Annotated in this window: 14 protein-coding genes; 10 read left to right on the top strand and 4 right to left on the bottom strand. The window is 70.2% G+C overall.

Going from position 1 to position 14,900, the window contains the following annotated elements:
* Window positions 1-188 precede the first annotated feature (188 nt).
* From ACIOSY_RS08535 to ACIOSY_RS08520, 4 genes are all read left to right on the top strand, one after another.
* The gene (locus ACIOSY_RS08535; protein WP_400852037.1) at window positions 189-407 is read left to right on the top strand and encodes a hypothetical protein; all 219 of its coding nucleotides are present in this window, start codon (window positions 189-191) and stop codon (window positions 405-407) included.
* A gap of 51 nt (window positions 408-458) precedes the next feature.
* The gene (locus tag ACIOSY_RS08530) at window positions 459-1,742 is read left to right on the top strand and encodes a M18 family aminopeptidase (RefSeq protein ID WP_400852034.1); all 1,284 of its coding nucleotides are present in this window, start codon (window positions 459-461) and stop codon (window positions 1,740-1,742) included.
* A gap of 48 nt (window positions 1,743-1,790) precedes the next feature.
* Window positions 1,791-3,254, top strand: a complete 1,464-nt coding sequence (locus tag ACIOSY_RS08525; protein ID WP_400852031.1) for a purine-cytosine permease family protein — start codon at window positions 1,791-1,793, stop codon at window positions 3,252-3,254.
* Window positions 3,255-3,325: 71 nt separating this feature from the next.
* Window positions 3,326-3,856: a cysteine hydrolase family protein gene (locus ACIOSY_RS08520; RefSeq protein WP_400852636.1), complete on the top strand. Its 531-nt coding sequence runs from the start codon at window positions 3,326-3,328 to the stop codon at window positions 3,854-3,856.
* Window positions 3,857-3,873: 17 nt separating this feature from the next.
* Here the strand turns inward: ACIOSY_RS08520 and ACIOSY_RS08515 are convergent, their stop codons facing one another.
* Window positions 3,874-4,584, bottom strand: coding sequence for an MBL fold metallo-hydrolase (locus tag ACIOSY_RS08515; RefSeq protein ID WP_400852028.1), 711 nt, complete (start codon window positions 4,582-4,584; stop codon window positions 3,874-3,876).
* A 94-nt stretch (window positions 4,585-4,678) separates the two neighbouring features.
* Here ACIOSY_RS08515 and ACIOSY_RS08510 point away from each other — a divergent pair, with 94 nt between their 5' ends.
* On the top strand, window positions 4,679-5,203 hold the full coding sequence (locus ACIOSY_RS08510; protein WP_400852025.1) for a TetR/AcrR family transcriptional regulator: 525 nt from the start codon (window positions 4,679-4,681) through the stop codon (window positions 5,201-5,203).
* Window positions 5,204-5,321: 118 nt separating this feature from the next.
* On the top strand, window positions 5,322-6,377 hold the full coding sequence (locus tag ACIOSY_RS08505) for an alpha/beta hydrolase (RefSeq protein ID WP_400852022.1): 1,056 nt from the start codon (window positions 5,322-5,324) through the stop codon (window positions 6,375-6,377).
* A 36-nt stretch (window positions 6,378-6,413) separates the two neighbouring features.
* On the opposite strand, the gene ACIOSY_RS08500 is transcribed toward ACIOSY_RS08505, so the two are convergent.
* Both ACIOSY_RS08500 and ACIOSY_RS08495 read right to left on the bottom strand, forming a co-directional pair.
* Window positions 6,414-7,790 carry a pyridoxal phosphate-dependent decarboxylase family protein gene (locus ACIOSY_RS08500; RefSeq protein WP_400852019.1) on the bottom strand — a complete coding sequence of 459 codons (1,377 nt, stop codon included), beginning with the start codon at window positions 7,788-7,790 and terminating at the stop codon, window positions 6,414-6,416.
* A gap of 24 nt (window positions 7,791-7,814) precedes the next feature.
* Window positions 7,815-8,465 (bottom strand): TetR/AcrR family transcriptional regulator, encoded by a 651-nt coding sequence (locus ACIOSY_RS08495; RefSeq protein WP_400852017.1) that lies wholly within the window; start codon window positions 8,463-8,465, stop codon window positions 7,815-7,817.
* Window positions 8,466-8,529: 64 nt separating this feature from the next.
* On the opposite strand from ACIOSY_RS08495, the gene ACIOSY_RS08490 reads away from it, so the two are divergent.
* Window positions 8,530-9,588 carry an agmatine/peptidylarginine deiminase gene (locus ACIOSY_RS08490; RefSeq protein ID WP_400852014.1) on the top strand — a complete coding sequence of 353 codons (1,059 nt, stop codon included), beginning with the start codon at window positions 8,530-8,532 and terminating at the stop codon, window positions 9,586-9,588.
* Window positions 9,585-11,309: an amidase gene (locus tag ACIOSY_RS08485; RefSeq protein ID WP_400852011.1), complete on the top strand. Its 1,725-nt coding sequence runs from the start codon at window positions 9,585-9,587 to the stop codon at window positions 11,307-11,309. The genes ACIOSY_RS08490 and ACIOSY_RS08485 overlap by 4 nt, the downstream gene beginning before the upstream one ends.
* Window positions 11,310-11,351: 42 nt before the next feature.
* Here the strand turns inward: ACIOSY_RS08485 and ACIOSY_RS08480 are convergent, their stop codons facing one another.
* A complete protein-coding gene (locus tag ACIOSY_RS08480; protein WP_400852008.1) occupies window positions 11,352-12,848 on the bottom strand; it encodes a glutamate-cysteine ligase family protein in 1,497 nt (498 codons plus the stop codon).
* A gap of 190 nt (window positions 12,849-13,038) precedes the next feature.
* Between ACIOSY_RS08480 and ACIOSY_RS08475 the strand changes: the two genes are divergently transcribed.
* Both ACIOSY_RS08475 and ACIOSY_RS08470 read left to right on the top strand, forming a co-directional pair.
* Complete coding sequence (locus ACIOSY_RS08475) at window positions 13,039-13,899, top strand: tryptophan 2,3-dioxygenase (protein ID WP_400852005.1); 861 nt, start codon at window positions 13,039-13,041, stop codon at window positions 13,897-13,899.
* Window positions 13,899-14,900, top strand: coding sequence for a hydrolase (locus ACIOSY_RS08470; protein ID WP_400852002.1), 1,002 nt, complete (start codon window positions 13,899-13,901; stop codon window positions 14,898-14,900). Before ACIOSY_RS08475 ends, ACIOSY_RS08470 begins: the two co-directional genes overlap by 1 nt.

Here is a 14,900-nt window from a genome sequence, read left to right as displayed (position 1 = left end):
GTCCTGTCAGATGACGGCTCGCCTGCGGAGGCGGACCGTGGCGCCGCTCGGACCAGTCGGGCGAACCCCGGAACCCTAGGCGCTATCGCCTCGCACCCTACCCCCACGATGTGAACGATTGGCCACCACGCCCGGCCTAGGCTGGCGACAGCATCCGACAGAGAAAGCATCCGACAGAAGGAGCCTCCGTGTCTTCATCCGATCAGCAGGCCGCTCACGACTACCAGCCGAGCGCCGACGACCCCACGATCCCCGAACTCGAGGTCGACGAGACCATCCCGCCGCGCCCGGAGGAAGAGGCCGCCGACCTCGCGCGGGCGGAACCCGACACCGAAGACCACAGCCAACACGAAGACCACAGCCAACACGACAACCAGACGCCGCACGGCGCCCCTCCGGCAGGCTGAGCCCCGCGGCGCGGGTACGCTCGAAGGACGCCCGTCTGCAGGAAGGCCCCCATGCCCGTCACTCCGGTCGCACTCGCTCACGCCGAGGACCTCGCTGATTTCGTCGCCGTCTCCCCCTCGAGCTACCACGCCGCTGCCGAGATCGCCCGCCGCCTCGAAGACTCCGGTTTCACGCGCCTGAACGAGGAAGACGCGTGGCCTGCGCAGCCCGGTGGCCGCTACGTCGTGGTGCGCGACGGCGCCGCGATCGCATGGATCGTGCCGGCGGATGCTTCGCCCACCACTCCCGCGCACATCTTCGGCGCACACACCGACTCCCCCGGATTCAAGCTCAAGCCGCAGCCGACCACCGGTTCGCGCGGCTGGCTGCAGGCGGCCGTGGAGGTCTACGGCGGACCCCTGCTGAACTCGTGGCTCGACCGCGAGCTGCGTCTCGCCGGTCGCCTGGCGTTGACCGAGGGCCGCGTCGTCCTCGCCGACACCGGCGCACTCCTGCGGCTCCCCCAACTGGCGATCCACCTCGACCGCAACGCCAACAGCGGCCTCGCCCTCGACAAGCAGGTCGAGACGCAGCCGGTCTGGGGTCTCGGCGATCCGAGCGAGGCCGACGTGCTCGGCGAGCTCGCAGCATCCGCCGACGTCGATGCCGCCGACATCCGCGGCTACGACGTCGTGATCGCCGACACCGCGCGCGGCGCCGTCTTCGGCAAGGACGACGCGTTCTTCGCCTCGGGCCGTCTCGACGACCTCGCCTCGGTGCACGCGGGCGTCGTGGCCCTCGCCGCGCACCAGCCCGAAGCCGGCGCCCCGATCGCGGTGCTCGCCGCCTTCGACCACGAGGAACTCGGCTCGAACTCGCGATCCGGCGCCGGTGGCCCCTTCCTCGAAGACATCCTCGGCCGCATCTCCGACGGCCTGGGCGCCGACGCCTCCGAGCGCCGCCGGGCGTTCGCCTCGTCGTGGTGCCTCTCGAGCGACGTCGGCCACTCCGTGCACCCGAACTACGCGGCCAAGCACGATCCGGTCGTTCAGCCGGTGCTCGGTTCGGGCCCGATCCTCAAGCTCAACGCCAACCAGCGCTACGCCACGGATGCTCTCGGCACCGCCGCCTGGCACGCCTGGTGCGAGCGGGCCGGCGTGCGCACGCAGGAGTTCGTGTCGAACAACACCGTGCCGTGCGGCTCGACGATCGGGCCGATCACGGCGACCCGCCTCGGCATCCGCACGGTCGATGTCGGCATCCCGATCCTGTCGATGCACTCCGCACGCGAGCTCGCCGGCGTCTCGGACCTGCACGACCTGACCCGCACGGCGGAGGCGTTCTTCCGCGCCTGAGGCGTCTTTTTCCGCCCGTCCGGCGGCCGCTGGTGCCAGGATGAGGGAATGACACAGAGCAAGACCGATCTCGTCGAGCACAAGCCGGGTCTCATCGAGCGCGCTGGCATCGAGATCATCCCCGAATCCGACCGCACCGCCAAGCCGCGAGACCTGTTCTGGCCGTGGTTCGCGGCGAACGTGTCGGTGTTCGGCATGTCGTACGGGTCGTTCGTGCTGGGCTTCGGCATCTCGTTCTGGCAGGCGACTCTCGTCTCGGTCATCGGCATCGTCGTGTCGTTCCTGCTCTGCGGCCTCATCGCGATCGCTGGCAAGCGCGGATCCGCACCGACCATGGTGCTCTCACGAGCGGCGTTCGGCGTGCACGGGCAGAAGGTCCCGGGCATCGTCTCGTGGCTGACGTCGATCGGCTGGGAGACGTTCCTGGCGATCATGGCGGTGCTGGCCACGGCCACCGTCATCACGCAGCTCGGCGGCGACGGCGACAGCATCGCGCTCAAGATCATCGCGACCATCATCGTCGCGGTGCTCATCGTCGCCGCGTCCGTGCTCGGCTATCACACGATCATGAAGATGCAGTCGGTGCTCACCTGGCTCACCGGCGCCGTGACGATCCTCTACGTGATACTCGCCGCCCCCAGCATCGACATCGCCGCCGTGCTGGCCCGCCCCGACGGCGGCATCGGCCAGGTGATCGGCGCCCTCGTGATGGTGATGACAGGATTCGGCCTCGGCTGGATCAACATCGCCGCCGACTGGTCGCGCTATCAGAAGCGCACGGCATCCGACGGAGCGATCGTCGCCTGGAACACGATCGGCGGCTCGGTCGCCCCCGTCATCCTCGTGGTGTTCGGCCTGCTGCTCGCAGGTTCCAACGACGACCTCTTCGCCGCCGTTCAGGCCGACCCGATCGGCGCGCTCGCCACCATCCTCCCGGGGTGGGTGCTGGTGCCGTTCCTGCTGACCGCGGTGCTCGCCCTCGTCTCGGGCGCCGTGCTCGGCATCTACTCGTCGGGTCTCACCCTGCTCAGCCTCGGCATCCGCATCCCCCGCCCGTCGGCGGCCGCGATCGACGGGGTCATCCTCACCATCGGCACGATCTTCGTTGTGTTCTTCGCGACCGACTTCCTCGGCCCGTTCCAGAGCTTCCTGATCACCCTGGGCGTGCCGCTGGCGTCGTGGGCGGGCATCCTGATCGCCGACATCCTACGCCGCAAGAAGGACTACGACGAAGAGGCGCTGTTCGACGCGAACGGACGCTACGGCTCCTGGGACTGGATCTCGATCGCAACAATGGTCGTCACCAGCGTCATCGGCTGGGGCCTCGTGCTCAACGGCTTCGCCGACGCCGCCCCGTGGAACAACTGGCAGGGCTACCTGCTGTTCCTCGTCGGCGGCACCGACGGCGACTGGGCCTACGCCAACCTCGGCGTCTTCTTCGCCCTCGTGCTGTCGTTCGTGGTGACGTACTTCGCGCGGGCGGGCAAGATCCGGCGGCAGGAGCAGGCGTGAGCCCTTCGGCAAGCTCAGGGACCGAGGACGGCTCAGGGACCGAGGACGACTCCGGGACCGAGCCGTGGCTGGTGGTGATCGACCCGCAGGCGATCTTCGCTTCGCCCGACTCGGCCTGGGGCTCGCCGTTCTTCGATGACGCGATGCCGCACATCCGCACTCTCGCCGAGGCGTTCGGCGAGCGCGTGCTCGTCACCCGCTGGATGCCGACCGCCGATCGCTCGACATCGTGGGGCGCCTACTTCGCCGCGTGGCCGTTCGCCGACCAGCCACCGAGCGATCCGCTGTTCGACCTGGCGCCCGGCGCGGTTGACCTGTCGCCGCATCCGACCCTCGATCTGCCCACGTTCGGCAAGTGGGGCGCCGAGATCGAGCGGACCGTCGGACGCGGCGCGCACGTCGTGCTCGCCGGAGTCTCGACCGACTGCTGCGTGATCTCGACCGCCCTGGCCGCCGCGGATGCCGGGGCGCACGTGACCGTCGCCGCCGACGCCTGCGCGGGATCGACGGCCGAGAATCATGCCGCGGCGATCCAGGTGATGGGGCTCTATCCGCCCCAGATCACGATCAGCGACACGGCCACGGTGCTGGCGGGGCGCTGAGGGTCGAGCCTGAGTCGTCAGGCGGATGCCCGGACAGCCGCCGCGATGTCGGCGGGAGACCCGTGCCAGGGTGCGCCGTGCCCGGGCAGCACCCACGACGCGGTGACGGCGGCGAGCCTGTCGAGCGATGCGAGCGCCTCGGCCGGCTCGTCGGTGAACGGAGCCGGCTGCGCGCCGACACGACCGGTGAGCACATGGCGGGTGGTGAGGGCGTCGCCGACGAACACGGCGTCGGCCGCGGGGATGTGCACGGCGATACTGCCCGGCGAATGCCCCGGCATCGCGATCACGACGGGTGCGCCGGGCAGGTCGAGAACATCGCCGTCTGCGACCTCGCGCACCTCGGCCACGTGCGGGGTCCGCAGGGCGTTCTTGCGGATGCCGTAGGCGAAGAAGCCGAGGGTGGGCCCCACGCGGGCCGGCCCCATCGGGGTCTTCGGCTTCTCTCCCGTGCGCACCCGGTGGGCATCGGCCGCGTGGATGAACACCGGTACGCCGGTCTCGCGCCGCAGCCGCTCGGCGAAGCCGATGTGGTCGCCGTCGCCGTGGGTGAGCACGAGCCCGCGCACGTCGGACAGCGGCCGGCCGATCTCATCGAGCGTGCGGTGCAGGTCGCGCCAGTGGCCCGGCAGCCCGGCGTCGACGAGCGTGATGCCCTCGGGCAGGTCGACGAGATACGAGGCGACGATGTCGTTGCCCAGGCGGTGCAGGTGCGGCGCGAGCTTCATGGGATGTCCTTTCGAGGCGTTGCATTGGCTAGCCTTGCGTTGGCTACGATACGTAGCTATCATGGCTATTGTCAATAGCTATCAAGGAGACGGCATGCCGACACCCGAGCGCACCTCGACCGAGGAGATCGTCGCCGCAGGGCGCGAGATCCTCGAGACCGCCGGCCCCGCGGGCCTCACCATGCAGGCCGTCGCCACCCGGGTCGGCGTGCGCGCCCCGTCGCTCTACAAGCGCGTCCGCGACCGCGACGCACTCCTCTCCGCCGTCGCGGAGGCATCGGTCGACGACCTCACCGCCCGACTCGGCGCCGCGGGTACCGACCTCGCAGAGCTCGCCGCGGTGTATCGCGCCTTCGCGCACGAGCATCCGCACGGCTTCCGACTGCTGTTCACGGCATCCGTCTCGCAGGAATCGCTGAACCGCTCGTCGGCGCCGATCCTGCGCGCCACGGCCGAGCTCGTCGGTGAGGATCACGCGCTCGACGCCGCCCGCCTTTTCACCGCCTGGGCCACCGGATTCCTGCAGATGGAACTCGCGGGAGCGTTCCGCCTGGGCGGAGACGTCGGTCAGGCGTTCGACTACGGCCTGCGCCGTCTCATCGCCGGGCTGTCGGACTGAGTCCAGGCCATGCAGACGGCGGAGTGCCGCACCGGTGCGCGCGAACCACTCGATGATGTCCCCCGCGTGCGGCGGCGACCGGAATACTGCCACACTGGTGCGCAGAGAGAGGGGCGATATGACCGCGCGCGAACCAGAGGCCGAGCTGCACCGCACCAAGAAGGCCCGACGTCCGTGGCACCGCACGAAGGTCGCCGTCGCCTGCGTCGTGGGGGTGGCCGCGATCGTCGCGATCATCGGATCGATCACCCCCTGGCCCTCGGCGATGCTCATCCGCGCGGTGTTCACCAAGGGCGGTGACGAGACTGCCGCCGAGATGGACAAGTACGTCACCGACACGAAGCTCACCGAGCAGCTCGATGTCGCGTACGGCGACAGCGGAGCCGACACCACGATGGACGTCTTCTCGCCGGCATCCGCCACCGCCCCCCTGCCGACCATCGTCTGGATCCACGGCGGCGCCTGGATCTCGGGGTCAAAGGAGAACGTCGACCCGTACCTGCGCATCCTCGCCGCCGAGGGCTACACCACCATCGGCGTGAACTACACGATCGGCCCGGAGGGCGTGTACCCCCTGGCCGTGAACCAGCTCAACGACGCCCTCGCCTACATCGACGAGCACGCCGATGAACTGGGCGTCGATCCCACGCAGATCGTGCTCGCGGGCGACTCGGCCGGAGCGCAGCTCGCCAGCCAGATGGCCACCCTCATCTCCAGCTCCGACTACGCCGAGATCATGGACATCACGCCCTCGCTGAAGGCGGACCAGCTGATCGCGACCGTGCTCAACTGCGGCGTCTACGACCTGGCCGCTCTCGCCCAGCTCGACGGCATCGCCGGCTGGGGATTCAAGTCGGCCATGTGGGCGTACTCGGGCACCAAGACGTGGGCCGAGGATTCGACCGGCGCGACCATGTCGACCGTCGACTGGGTGACGGCCGACTTCCCGACGACGTACATCTCGGGCGGCAACGGCGACGGCCTCACCTGGCTGCAGTCGATCCCGATGGCACAGCGCCTCGACGAACTCGGCGTCGACGTGACGACCCAGTTCTGGCCGGCACCGCACGAACCCCAGCTGCCGCACGAGTATCAGTTCCACCTCGACCTGCCGGATGCTCAGACCGCGCTGCAGAAGACCATCGAGTTCTTGGACGCGCACACCACGCGCTGAGGGTTGGTGGCCGGCGCGACCGCGAGCAGTCCTGACTCACACCATCGTGTCGAGGATGCCGACGAGGTCTTCGAACGTCGTGAGCGGGTTGAGGATCGCGAAGCGCGTGTTCGGGCGGCCCCGATGCGAACTCGGCACCACGAAGGCCTGCTGCGTATCGAGAAGGGCTGCCGACCAGCGGTCGTAATCGGCGCGCTCCCAGCCGTCGCGCTCGAACACGACGACCGACAGCTGCGGATCGCGCACGAGGGTGAGCTCGGGGCGGGAGCGGATCTCTTCGGCGATGCGCTGCGTGAGCGCCATGGTGGCACCGACGGCCTCGCGGTAGGCGGTGACGCCGTAGGTGGCGAGCGAGAACCACAGCGGCAGGCCGCGCGGGCGCCGCGTGAGCTGGATCGAGTAGTCCGACGGGCTGAAGTCGTCGCCGTCGGTGAGCGTGTCGAGGTATTCGGCGTGCTGCGTGTGCGCGCGTCGCCCGGCCTCGGGCTCGCGGTAGATCAGGGCGCAGCAGTCGAACGGGGCGAACAGCCACTTGTGCGGGTCGACGATCACGGAGTCGGCACGCTCGACGCCCGCGAAGATCGACCGGGCCTCGGGCGACAGCATTGCGGTGAGACCGTAGGCGCCGTCGATGTGCAGCCAGAACTCGAACTCGTCTTTCAGCGCCGCGATGCCGGCGATGTCGTCAACGATGCCGAAGTTCGTCGACCCGCCCGTCGCCACGACCGCGCAGATCTCGTCGCCGTGCTCGGCCAGGGCTTCGCGCACCGCATCGGCCCGCAGCACCCCGTCGTCACCCGCGGGCACCAGGAGCACGTCGGCATCCATGACCTTCGCGGCGGACTTGTTCGACGAGTGCGCCTCGACGCTGCAGACGATCTTCCAGCGCCGCGGCAGCTCTTTGCCCGCGTCGAGCAGGCGCGCCTTCGCAGCTTCGCGGGCGGCCACCAGTGCCGACAGGTTGCCGATCGTGCCGCCCTGCACGAACACGCCACCCGCACTGGCCGGCATGCCGAATTCGGCGGCGAGGAACGAAAGCACCTCGTTCTCGGCGTGCACGGCTCCCGCGCCTTCGAGCCAGCTGCCGCCGTAGAGGCCGGATGCCGAGACGACCAGATCGAACGCGATCGCCGCGGTGGTCGGCGCCGTCGGGATGAACGACAGATACAGCGGATGGCTGGTGGTGAGGCACGCCGGCGCCAGGATGTGCTCGAACACGCTCAGCGCACGCGGAGCGCCGAGCCCGGCGTCGGTGATCGTCGCGCCGCCCAGGAGACGCTTGAGCTCGGCCTCGGTCTGCGGCTTGTCGAGCGGCACGTCGGCGGCGAGCATGCGCCGACGCGAGTATTCGAGCACCGCATCGACGATCGCGGAGGATTCGGGCGAAGCCGCGTGCATGCGCACAGCATCCATGGGCGTTCCTAACTTTCGGGAGGCTTATGTGTGGGAGAGGGAGGAGGATTCGGATGCTTCGGATGCTTCGGTGGGCAGGTCGAGCGCCGCGGAGAGCGTGCGGCGTGCGAGCTCGACCCGGTCGTGCGGTGCCCATTTGACGAGCGAATGGGCGTTCATGCCGTCGATCATCGCGAGCAGGAGCCAGGCCGCCGTGTCGGTGCGCGAGGAGGCGAGCTCACCCGCGGCGACCGCGCGGGCGAGGTGCTCTTCGATGGCGCTCTGCCAGAGGTCCATCTCGGAGCGCACGCGCGCGGCGAGCGCCTCGTTGCGGGTGCCCAGCGCCCACGCCTGCACCCACACGAGCGTGACGTCGTGCCGTTCGCCGTCGAGGAGCGTCTCGACCATGCGGAGCAGATTGGCGCGCACCCCGAGCGCGGGATCGAAGTCGGCGAGCACCTCGTCGCGCTCGGCCGCGACGATCACGCCGAAGACCTCGGCGAGGAACGTGTCCATGCCCGGGCGGTAGTGGGCAACGAGAGCCGGAGTAACCCCCACCTTGGCGGCCACCGCGCGCACGCTGAGGCTCTCGAGGCCGCTCTCGCGGGCCAGGCCGATCGCCCCCTCGAGGATCGAGCGATCGCGCTGCTCCGGCGACATGCGTCGGGGACTCGTGGCTCTTGACGTGGTGTTCATCAGGAGTTACCGTAACACCTATTGATCGCATGTTCAATAACCGATCCACCGCAAGGAGATCTCGATGACCTGGCGCATGCCTGCTGAGACCGCCCGCCACGACCGCACCTGGATGGCGTTCCCCGTCGAGGGGCAGACTCTCGGCGAGAGCGCGGCCGAACGCGAGGAAGGCTACGCCACCTGGACGGCCGTCGCGCACGCCGTCGCCGAGTTCGAGCCGGTCACGATGGTCGTCGATCCCTCCGAGCGCGAGCGCGCCCGCCGCATGCTCGGCAGCGCGGTCGAGATCGTCGAGGCGCCGGTCGACGAGTTCTGGATGCGCGACTCCGGCCCCACGTTCGTGATCGACGACGAGCGCCCGGGAGTCCTCGGCGCGGTCGACTGGATCTTCAACGGCTGGGGCGCCCCCGCGTGGTCGGAGTGGACGCACGCCGGCCAGCACGCTCGCCTGGTGGCCGGAGCGGTCGGCGCCGAGCTCGTCAGCTCCGCCCTGGTGAACGAGGGCGGCGGCATCCACGTCGATGGCGAGGGCACGGTGCTGCTCACCGAGACCGTGCAGCTCGATCCGCGACGCAACCCCTACGCCGACCGGCAGCGCGTCGAGGCCGAGATGCTGCGCACGATCGGCGCGACGAAAGCCGTCTGGCTGCCGCGCGGACTCACGCGCGACTACGACGACTTCGGCACCAACGGGCACGTCGACATCGTCGCGACGATCGTCTCCCCCGGCCGGCTGCTGCTGCACGACCAGCAGAACCCCGAGCACCCCGATCACGCGGTGACGCGTGACCTCCGCGCTCTCCTCGAGCAGCAGACCGATGCCGCGGGCCGTCGCTTCGAGGTCATCGGCCTGCCCGCGCCCTCCACCCTGCGCGACGACGAGGGCTTCGTCGACTGGAGCTACGTCAACCACCTCGTCACCAACGACGGCGTCGTCGCGTGCGGGTTCGGCGACGACAGCGCAGACGCCGCGGCCCGGGAGATCCTCGCCGAGGCCTATCCCGGGCGCCGCGTGGTCACGGTCGACGCGCGTCCGCTGTTCGACCGGGGCGGCGGCATCCACTGCATCACGCAGCAGCAGCCCGCTCTCCCGACGGCGAGCGCGACCGGCACGCGCGCATGATCGACGTCGTCGAGGCGTCGATCGCCGAGCTGCGGCGGGCGCTCGAGAACGGAACGGCCACGGCCGTCGAACTCGTCGACGCCTACCTCGCCCGTATCGCCGCCTACGACGCTCCCGGCACGGCGACGGCGCTCCACGCGATCGTCGTGGCGAATCCGGATGCTCGCGCCGAAGCCGCTGCATCCGACGAGCGCCGCGCCCGCGGCGCGGTGCGGGGACCGCTCGACGGCATCCCCTACACCGCGAAGGACAGCTACCTCGTGCGCAGCCTCACCGCCGCGGCGGGCAGCCCGGCCTTCGCCGATCTCACCGCACAGCGCGACGCCTTCACGATCGAGCGCCTGCGCGCGGGAGGGGCGATCTGCCTCGGACTCACCAACATGCCCCCGATGGCGAACGGGGGGATGCAGCGCGGGGTGTACGGCCGCGCTGAGAGTCCGTACGACGCCGACTGGCTGACCGCACCCTTCGCTTCCGGGTCGTCGAACGGCTCGGGCACCGCCACCGCCGCGAGCTTCGCCGCCTTCGGCCTCGGCGAAGAGACCTGGTCGAGCGGCCGGGGCCCCGCGACCAACAACGCGCTGTGCGCCTACACCCCCTCGCGCGGCGTGATCTCGGTGCGCGGCAACTGGCCCCTCGTGCCCACGATGGACGTCGTCGTGCCCCACACGCGCACGATGGCCGACCTGCTCGAAGTGCTCGACGTGATCGTCGCCGACGACCCCGAGACCCGCGGCGACTTCTGGCGCACCCAGCCGTGGGTCGAACTCCCCGCGGTATCCGCCGTGCGCCCGCCGTCGTATCCGACCCTCGTCCGCACGTCCGGTGCGAGCCCGGGGGCGCTCGCGGGCGCCCGCATCGGCATCCCGCGCATGTACATCAACGCCGACCCCGACGCCGGCACCGGTGAGCACCCGGGCGTCGGGGGGCCGACCGGGCAGCGCATCGAGACTCGCGCATCGGTCATCGAGCGGTGGGAGGCGGCGCGGCGCGACCTCGAAGCATCGGGGGCAACCGTCTTCGAGGTGCCCTTCCCCGTCGTCTCGAACTACGAGGGCGATCGTCCGGGCGCCCCGACGATCGCCACCCGCGGAATCGTCTCGCCCGACTACCTGCGTCGCGAGATCGTCGATCTGTCGGCCTGGGCGTGGGAGGACTTCCTGCAGGCGAACGGCGACCCGGCCCTGCACACGCTGGCCGATATCGATGGGGCGACGATCTTCCCCCACCCCGACGGGGCGCTGCCCGACCGCTACACCGGCTTCGACGACGACATCGCCGAATACCCCGACTGGGTGCGCGCGCACCCCGACGCGCGAATCGACGGCATGCCCGAACTGCCCGAGGGACTCCGTGGCCTCGAACAGACGCGGCACGTCGACCTGGAGCAGTGGATGGACGTGCTCGGCCTCGACGCGATCGTCTTCCCCGCGGTCGCCGACATCGGGCCCGCCGACATGGACGTGAACCCGGCCTCGGCCGACCTGGGCTGGCGCAACGGCACGTGGATCGCCAACGGCAACCTCGCCATCCGGCACCTCGGCATCCCGACCGTCACCGTGCCGATGGGGCTCCTCTCCGACATCGGCATGCCCATCGGGCTCACCTTCGCCGGTCGCGCCTACGACGACACCCGGCTGCTGCAGCTCGCGGCGGCGTTCGAGGCATCCGGCACCCCCGGCACCCGCCGCACTCCCCCGCCGCGCGCACCACGCCTGTGAGCGCGACGACTCTGAGCACCGCGCCGGTGGGCACCGCCGGGGTCAGTGCTCCCAGGTGTGCACGGGTTCGCCCGCGTGCATCCGTTCGAGATAGGCCTCGAGCATGCCGTGCAGCGCCTCCGTGCGCGTCGCGCCCGCCCGCTCGCGCGCCACGACGTCTTCGCGCTGCCAGACCGCGCCGTTGCGGCCGGTCAGGCAACGCTGCTCGATGATGCCGAGGTACCGGTCGCGCACCGACGGATCGACGCCGTACGCATCCAACCCCTCGGCCGCGGCCGGAAGCAACCGGCGCAGCACGAGCTCGCGCGGGCTGATCCACCCGAGCTCCGGCCAGTACAGCCGCGCTTCGATGCCGTCGCGGGCAGCAACGGAGAGGTTCTCGCGCGCGGCATCGAACGACATCTGCGTCCACAGCGGCCGCTCGGCCTCGGCGAGCGTGCGGACGAGCCCGTAGTAGAACGCCGCATCCGCGAGCACGTCGATCATGCTCGGCCCCGCGGGGAGCACCCGGTTCTCCAACCGCAGGTGCGGGCGATCGCCGACCGTGTCGTAGATCGGGCGGTTCCAGCGGTACACGGTGCCGTTGTGCATGCGCAGCTCCGACAGCGACGGCGCGACCCCCGCAGCCAGCGCCTCGAACGGGTCTTCGTCGGACACGGCCGGCAGCAGGGCCGGGAAGTACCGCGAGTTCTCCTCGAACAGGTCGAAGATCGACGTCACCCAGCGCTCGCCGAACCACACCCGCGGGCGCACGCCCTGGTTCTTCAGCTCGAGCGGCCGCGTGTCGGTCGCCTGCTCGAACATCGGAATGCGCGTCTCGTGCCAGAGCGCCTTGCCCGCGAAGAACGGCGAGTTCGCGGCGAGCGCCACCTGCACGCCGGCGATCGCCTGGGCCGCATTCCAGTAGGAGGAGAACGACTCCGGCGCCACCTGCAGGTGCAGCTGCACCGAGGTGCACGCCGCCTCCGGAAGGATCGTCTCGCACACCATGTCGAGATTCTCCGCACTCATCCCCTCGGCGAGGGGCGCCCCCTCGAGCCGCAGCTCGATGTCCTCCCCGCGTGCGGCGAGGATCTGCTGCCCCAACAGGCTGTAGCGGGGGTCCTCCGAGAACCACCGCTCGGTGAAGTGGTGCTCGTTCAGCGTCGACAGCATCCCGATCATCGCGAGACGGCATCCGGTCGTGCGTGTGCGCTCGTCGGCCGCAGCGAACGCGGAGCGCAACGACGCCTCGAGTTCCTGCATGTGCATGCCGTCGATCGGCCGCGGAGCGACGTTGATCTCGACGTTGAACCGGCCGAGCTCGGTCTGGAACGCCGGCGATGCGATGGCCTCGAGCACGGCGTCGTTCGCCATGGCGGGGTCGCCGCGCTCATCGACGACGTTGAGTTCGATCTCGAGACCGAGCTGCGGGGCCTCGACCTCGAAGTCGCCGTCGGCGAGCATCACTCCGAGAGCATCGAGGCAGCGCTGAGTCTTGGCTCGGAATTGCGTGCGGTCCTGGCGCGTGAAAGAACGCGCATCGATGCTGTCACCCATACCCCGACGGTACCGGCGCCCGGCTCCCCCACCGAACGCACGCGCGAACATTTCACCATTGTGACGGGCGGCACGATTGTTATATATTTATCGGACTCGCCGCACGCATCGGAAGACATCGGAACCCACCGAGCACGAGGCGAGCACCCGAGCACGAACCGAATCACCCGAGGCCAGAGGACACCCCGCCATGAGCACGGATCACACCGAGAACGAGCGCGCACTCGAAGCGGGCATCGTCACCGACCTGTCCGGGCGCATGACCTACGGGTCGTACCTGTCGCTCGACCAGCTGCTCACGGCGCAGAATCCGGTGAGCGTCCCCGAGCACCACGACGAGCTGCTGTTCATCATCCAGCACCAGACCACCGAGCTCTGGCTCAAGCAGCTGCTGCACGAGCTCTCGTCGGCGCGCGAGCTGCTCGCCAGCGACGACCTGCGCGAAGCCCTCAAGCGGGTCGCGCGCGTCAAGCGCATCCAAGACGTCATGACCCAGCAGTGGTCGGTGCTCGCCACCCTCACCCCCACCGAGTACGCGCAGTTCCGCGGTGCGCTGGGCAACTCGTCCGGCTTCCAGTCGGTGCAGTACCGCGCGGTCGAGTTCGCCCTCGGCAACAAGAACGAGAAGATGCTCAGCGTCTTCCGCGACCACCCCGCGAACCTCGCCCTCCTCACCGCCGAGTGGGAGAAGCCGACCCTCTACGACGAGTTCCTGCGCTACGCCTCGCGCCGCGGCCTGCCGATCCCGGTCGAGATCCTCGACCGCGACGTGCGCGAGCCCTACCGCGAGACCGCCGCACTGGTGCCCGCGATCCGCGAGATCTACGTCGACCCGAGCCGCTACTGGGATCTCTACGAGGCGTGCGAAGACCTCGTCGACCTCGAGGACAACTTCCAGTTCTGGCGCTTCCGCCACCTCAAGACCGTCGCCCGCACGATCGGCATGAAGGTCGGCACCGGCGGTTCGAGCGGCGTCGGCTTCCTGCAGCGGGCCCTCGACCTGACGTTCTTCCCCGAGCTGTACACGGTGCGCACCGAGCTCGGCAGCTGATGAACTCCGCGACCTTCTTCGACGGCGAGGAGTGGCGCGAGGGCGTGGTCGACCTCGTCGACGGACGGATGCTCCTGCGCGACGAACCCCCGGCCGACGGCCTCCCCCGCCTCGACGGTGTCGTCACGGGCGGTTTCACCGATCACCACGTGCACCTGCAGCTGGTCGACGTCGCGGGCCTCGCGGCCTCGACGCTCGGCCGGGTGGTCGACCTCGGCGCGAACGTCACCGCGATCTCCCGGCTCGCCGAGGCTCTCGCCGCCGACGCCGACGACGCCGCCGACGGTGCCGGCGCCGGCGCCGGTATCGCCGTCGATTTCGCCGGTGCCTTCCTCACGGCGCCCGGCGGCTACCCGGCCGACCGCACGTGGGCTCCCGACGGGTCGTTCCGCGAGATCGGCGACACCGCGCAGGCCGCCCGCGCGGTCGACGAGATGGCGGATGCCGGTGCGCACAGCATCAAGATCGCCACCAACACGACCGCGGGGCCGGTGTTCGGTGACGACCTGTTCCGCACGATCGTCACCCTCGCCGCCTCCCGCGGGCTGAGCGTGGTGGCACATGCCGAGGGGCCGGGCGAGGCGCAGCGCGCCGCCCGCCTCGGTGCCGCCCGCCTCGCCCACGCGCCGTTCACCGAACGGCTGAGCGATGACGAGATCGTCGAGCAGGCGGCATCCGTCGCGTGGATCTCGACGCTCGCGATCCACGACGGCGATACCCGCGCCATCGCGCTCGACAACGTCCGGCGCTTTCACGCGGCCGGGGGCACCGTGCTCTACGGCACGGACATGGGCAACGGCCCGACCCCGGTCGGCCTCAACCCGAGCGAGGTCGCGGCACTGCACGCGGCCGGACTCGACGACGACGCCGTGCTGCGGGCTCTCGCCCCCGCCGATCCGCTCGATCCCGCCACCTCGCTGCTGTTCTTCCCCGGCGAATCCCCGGCGACCGCGCAGCCCCTGCGCGCCCGCCGCCTCGCCCCGACCGATCTGAAGGTGTGA

The sequence above is a fragment of the Microbacterium sp. NPDC087665 genome, from assembly GCF_044743285.1.
GTDB lineage: Bacteria > Actinomycetota > Actinomycetes > Actinomycetales > Microbacteriaceae > Microbacterium.
Note: the sequence above shows the minus strand (reverse complement) of the source record. Positions and strands in the feature narration are given on the sequence as shown.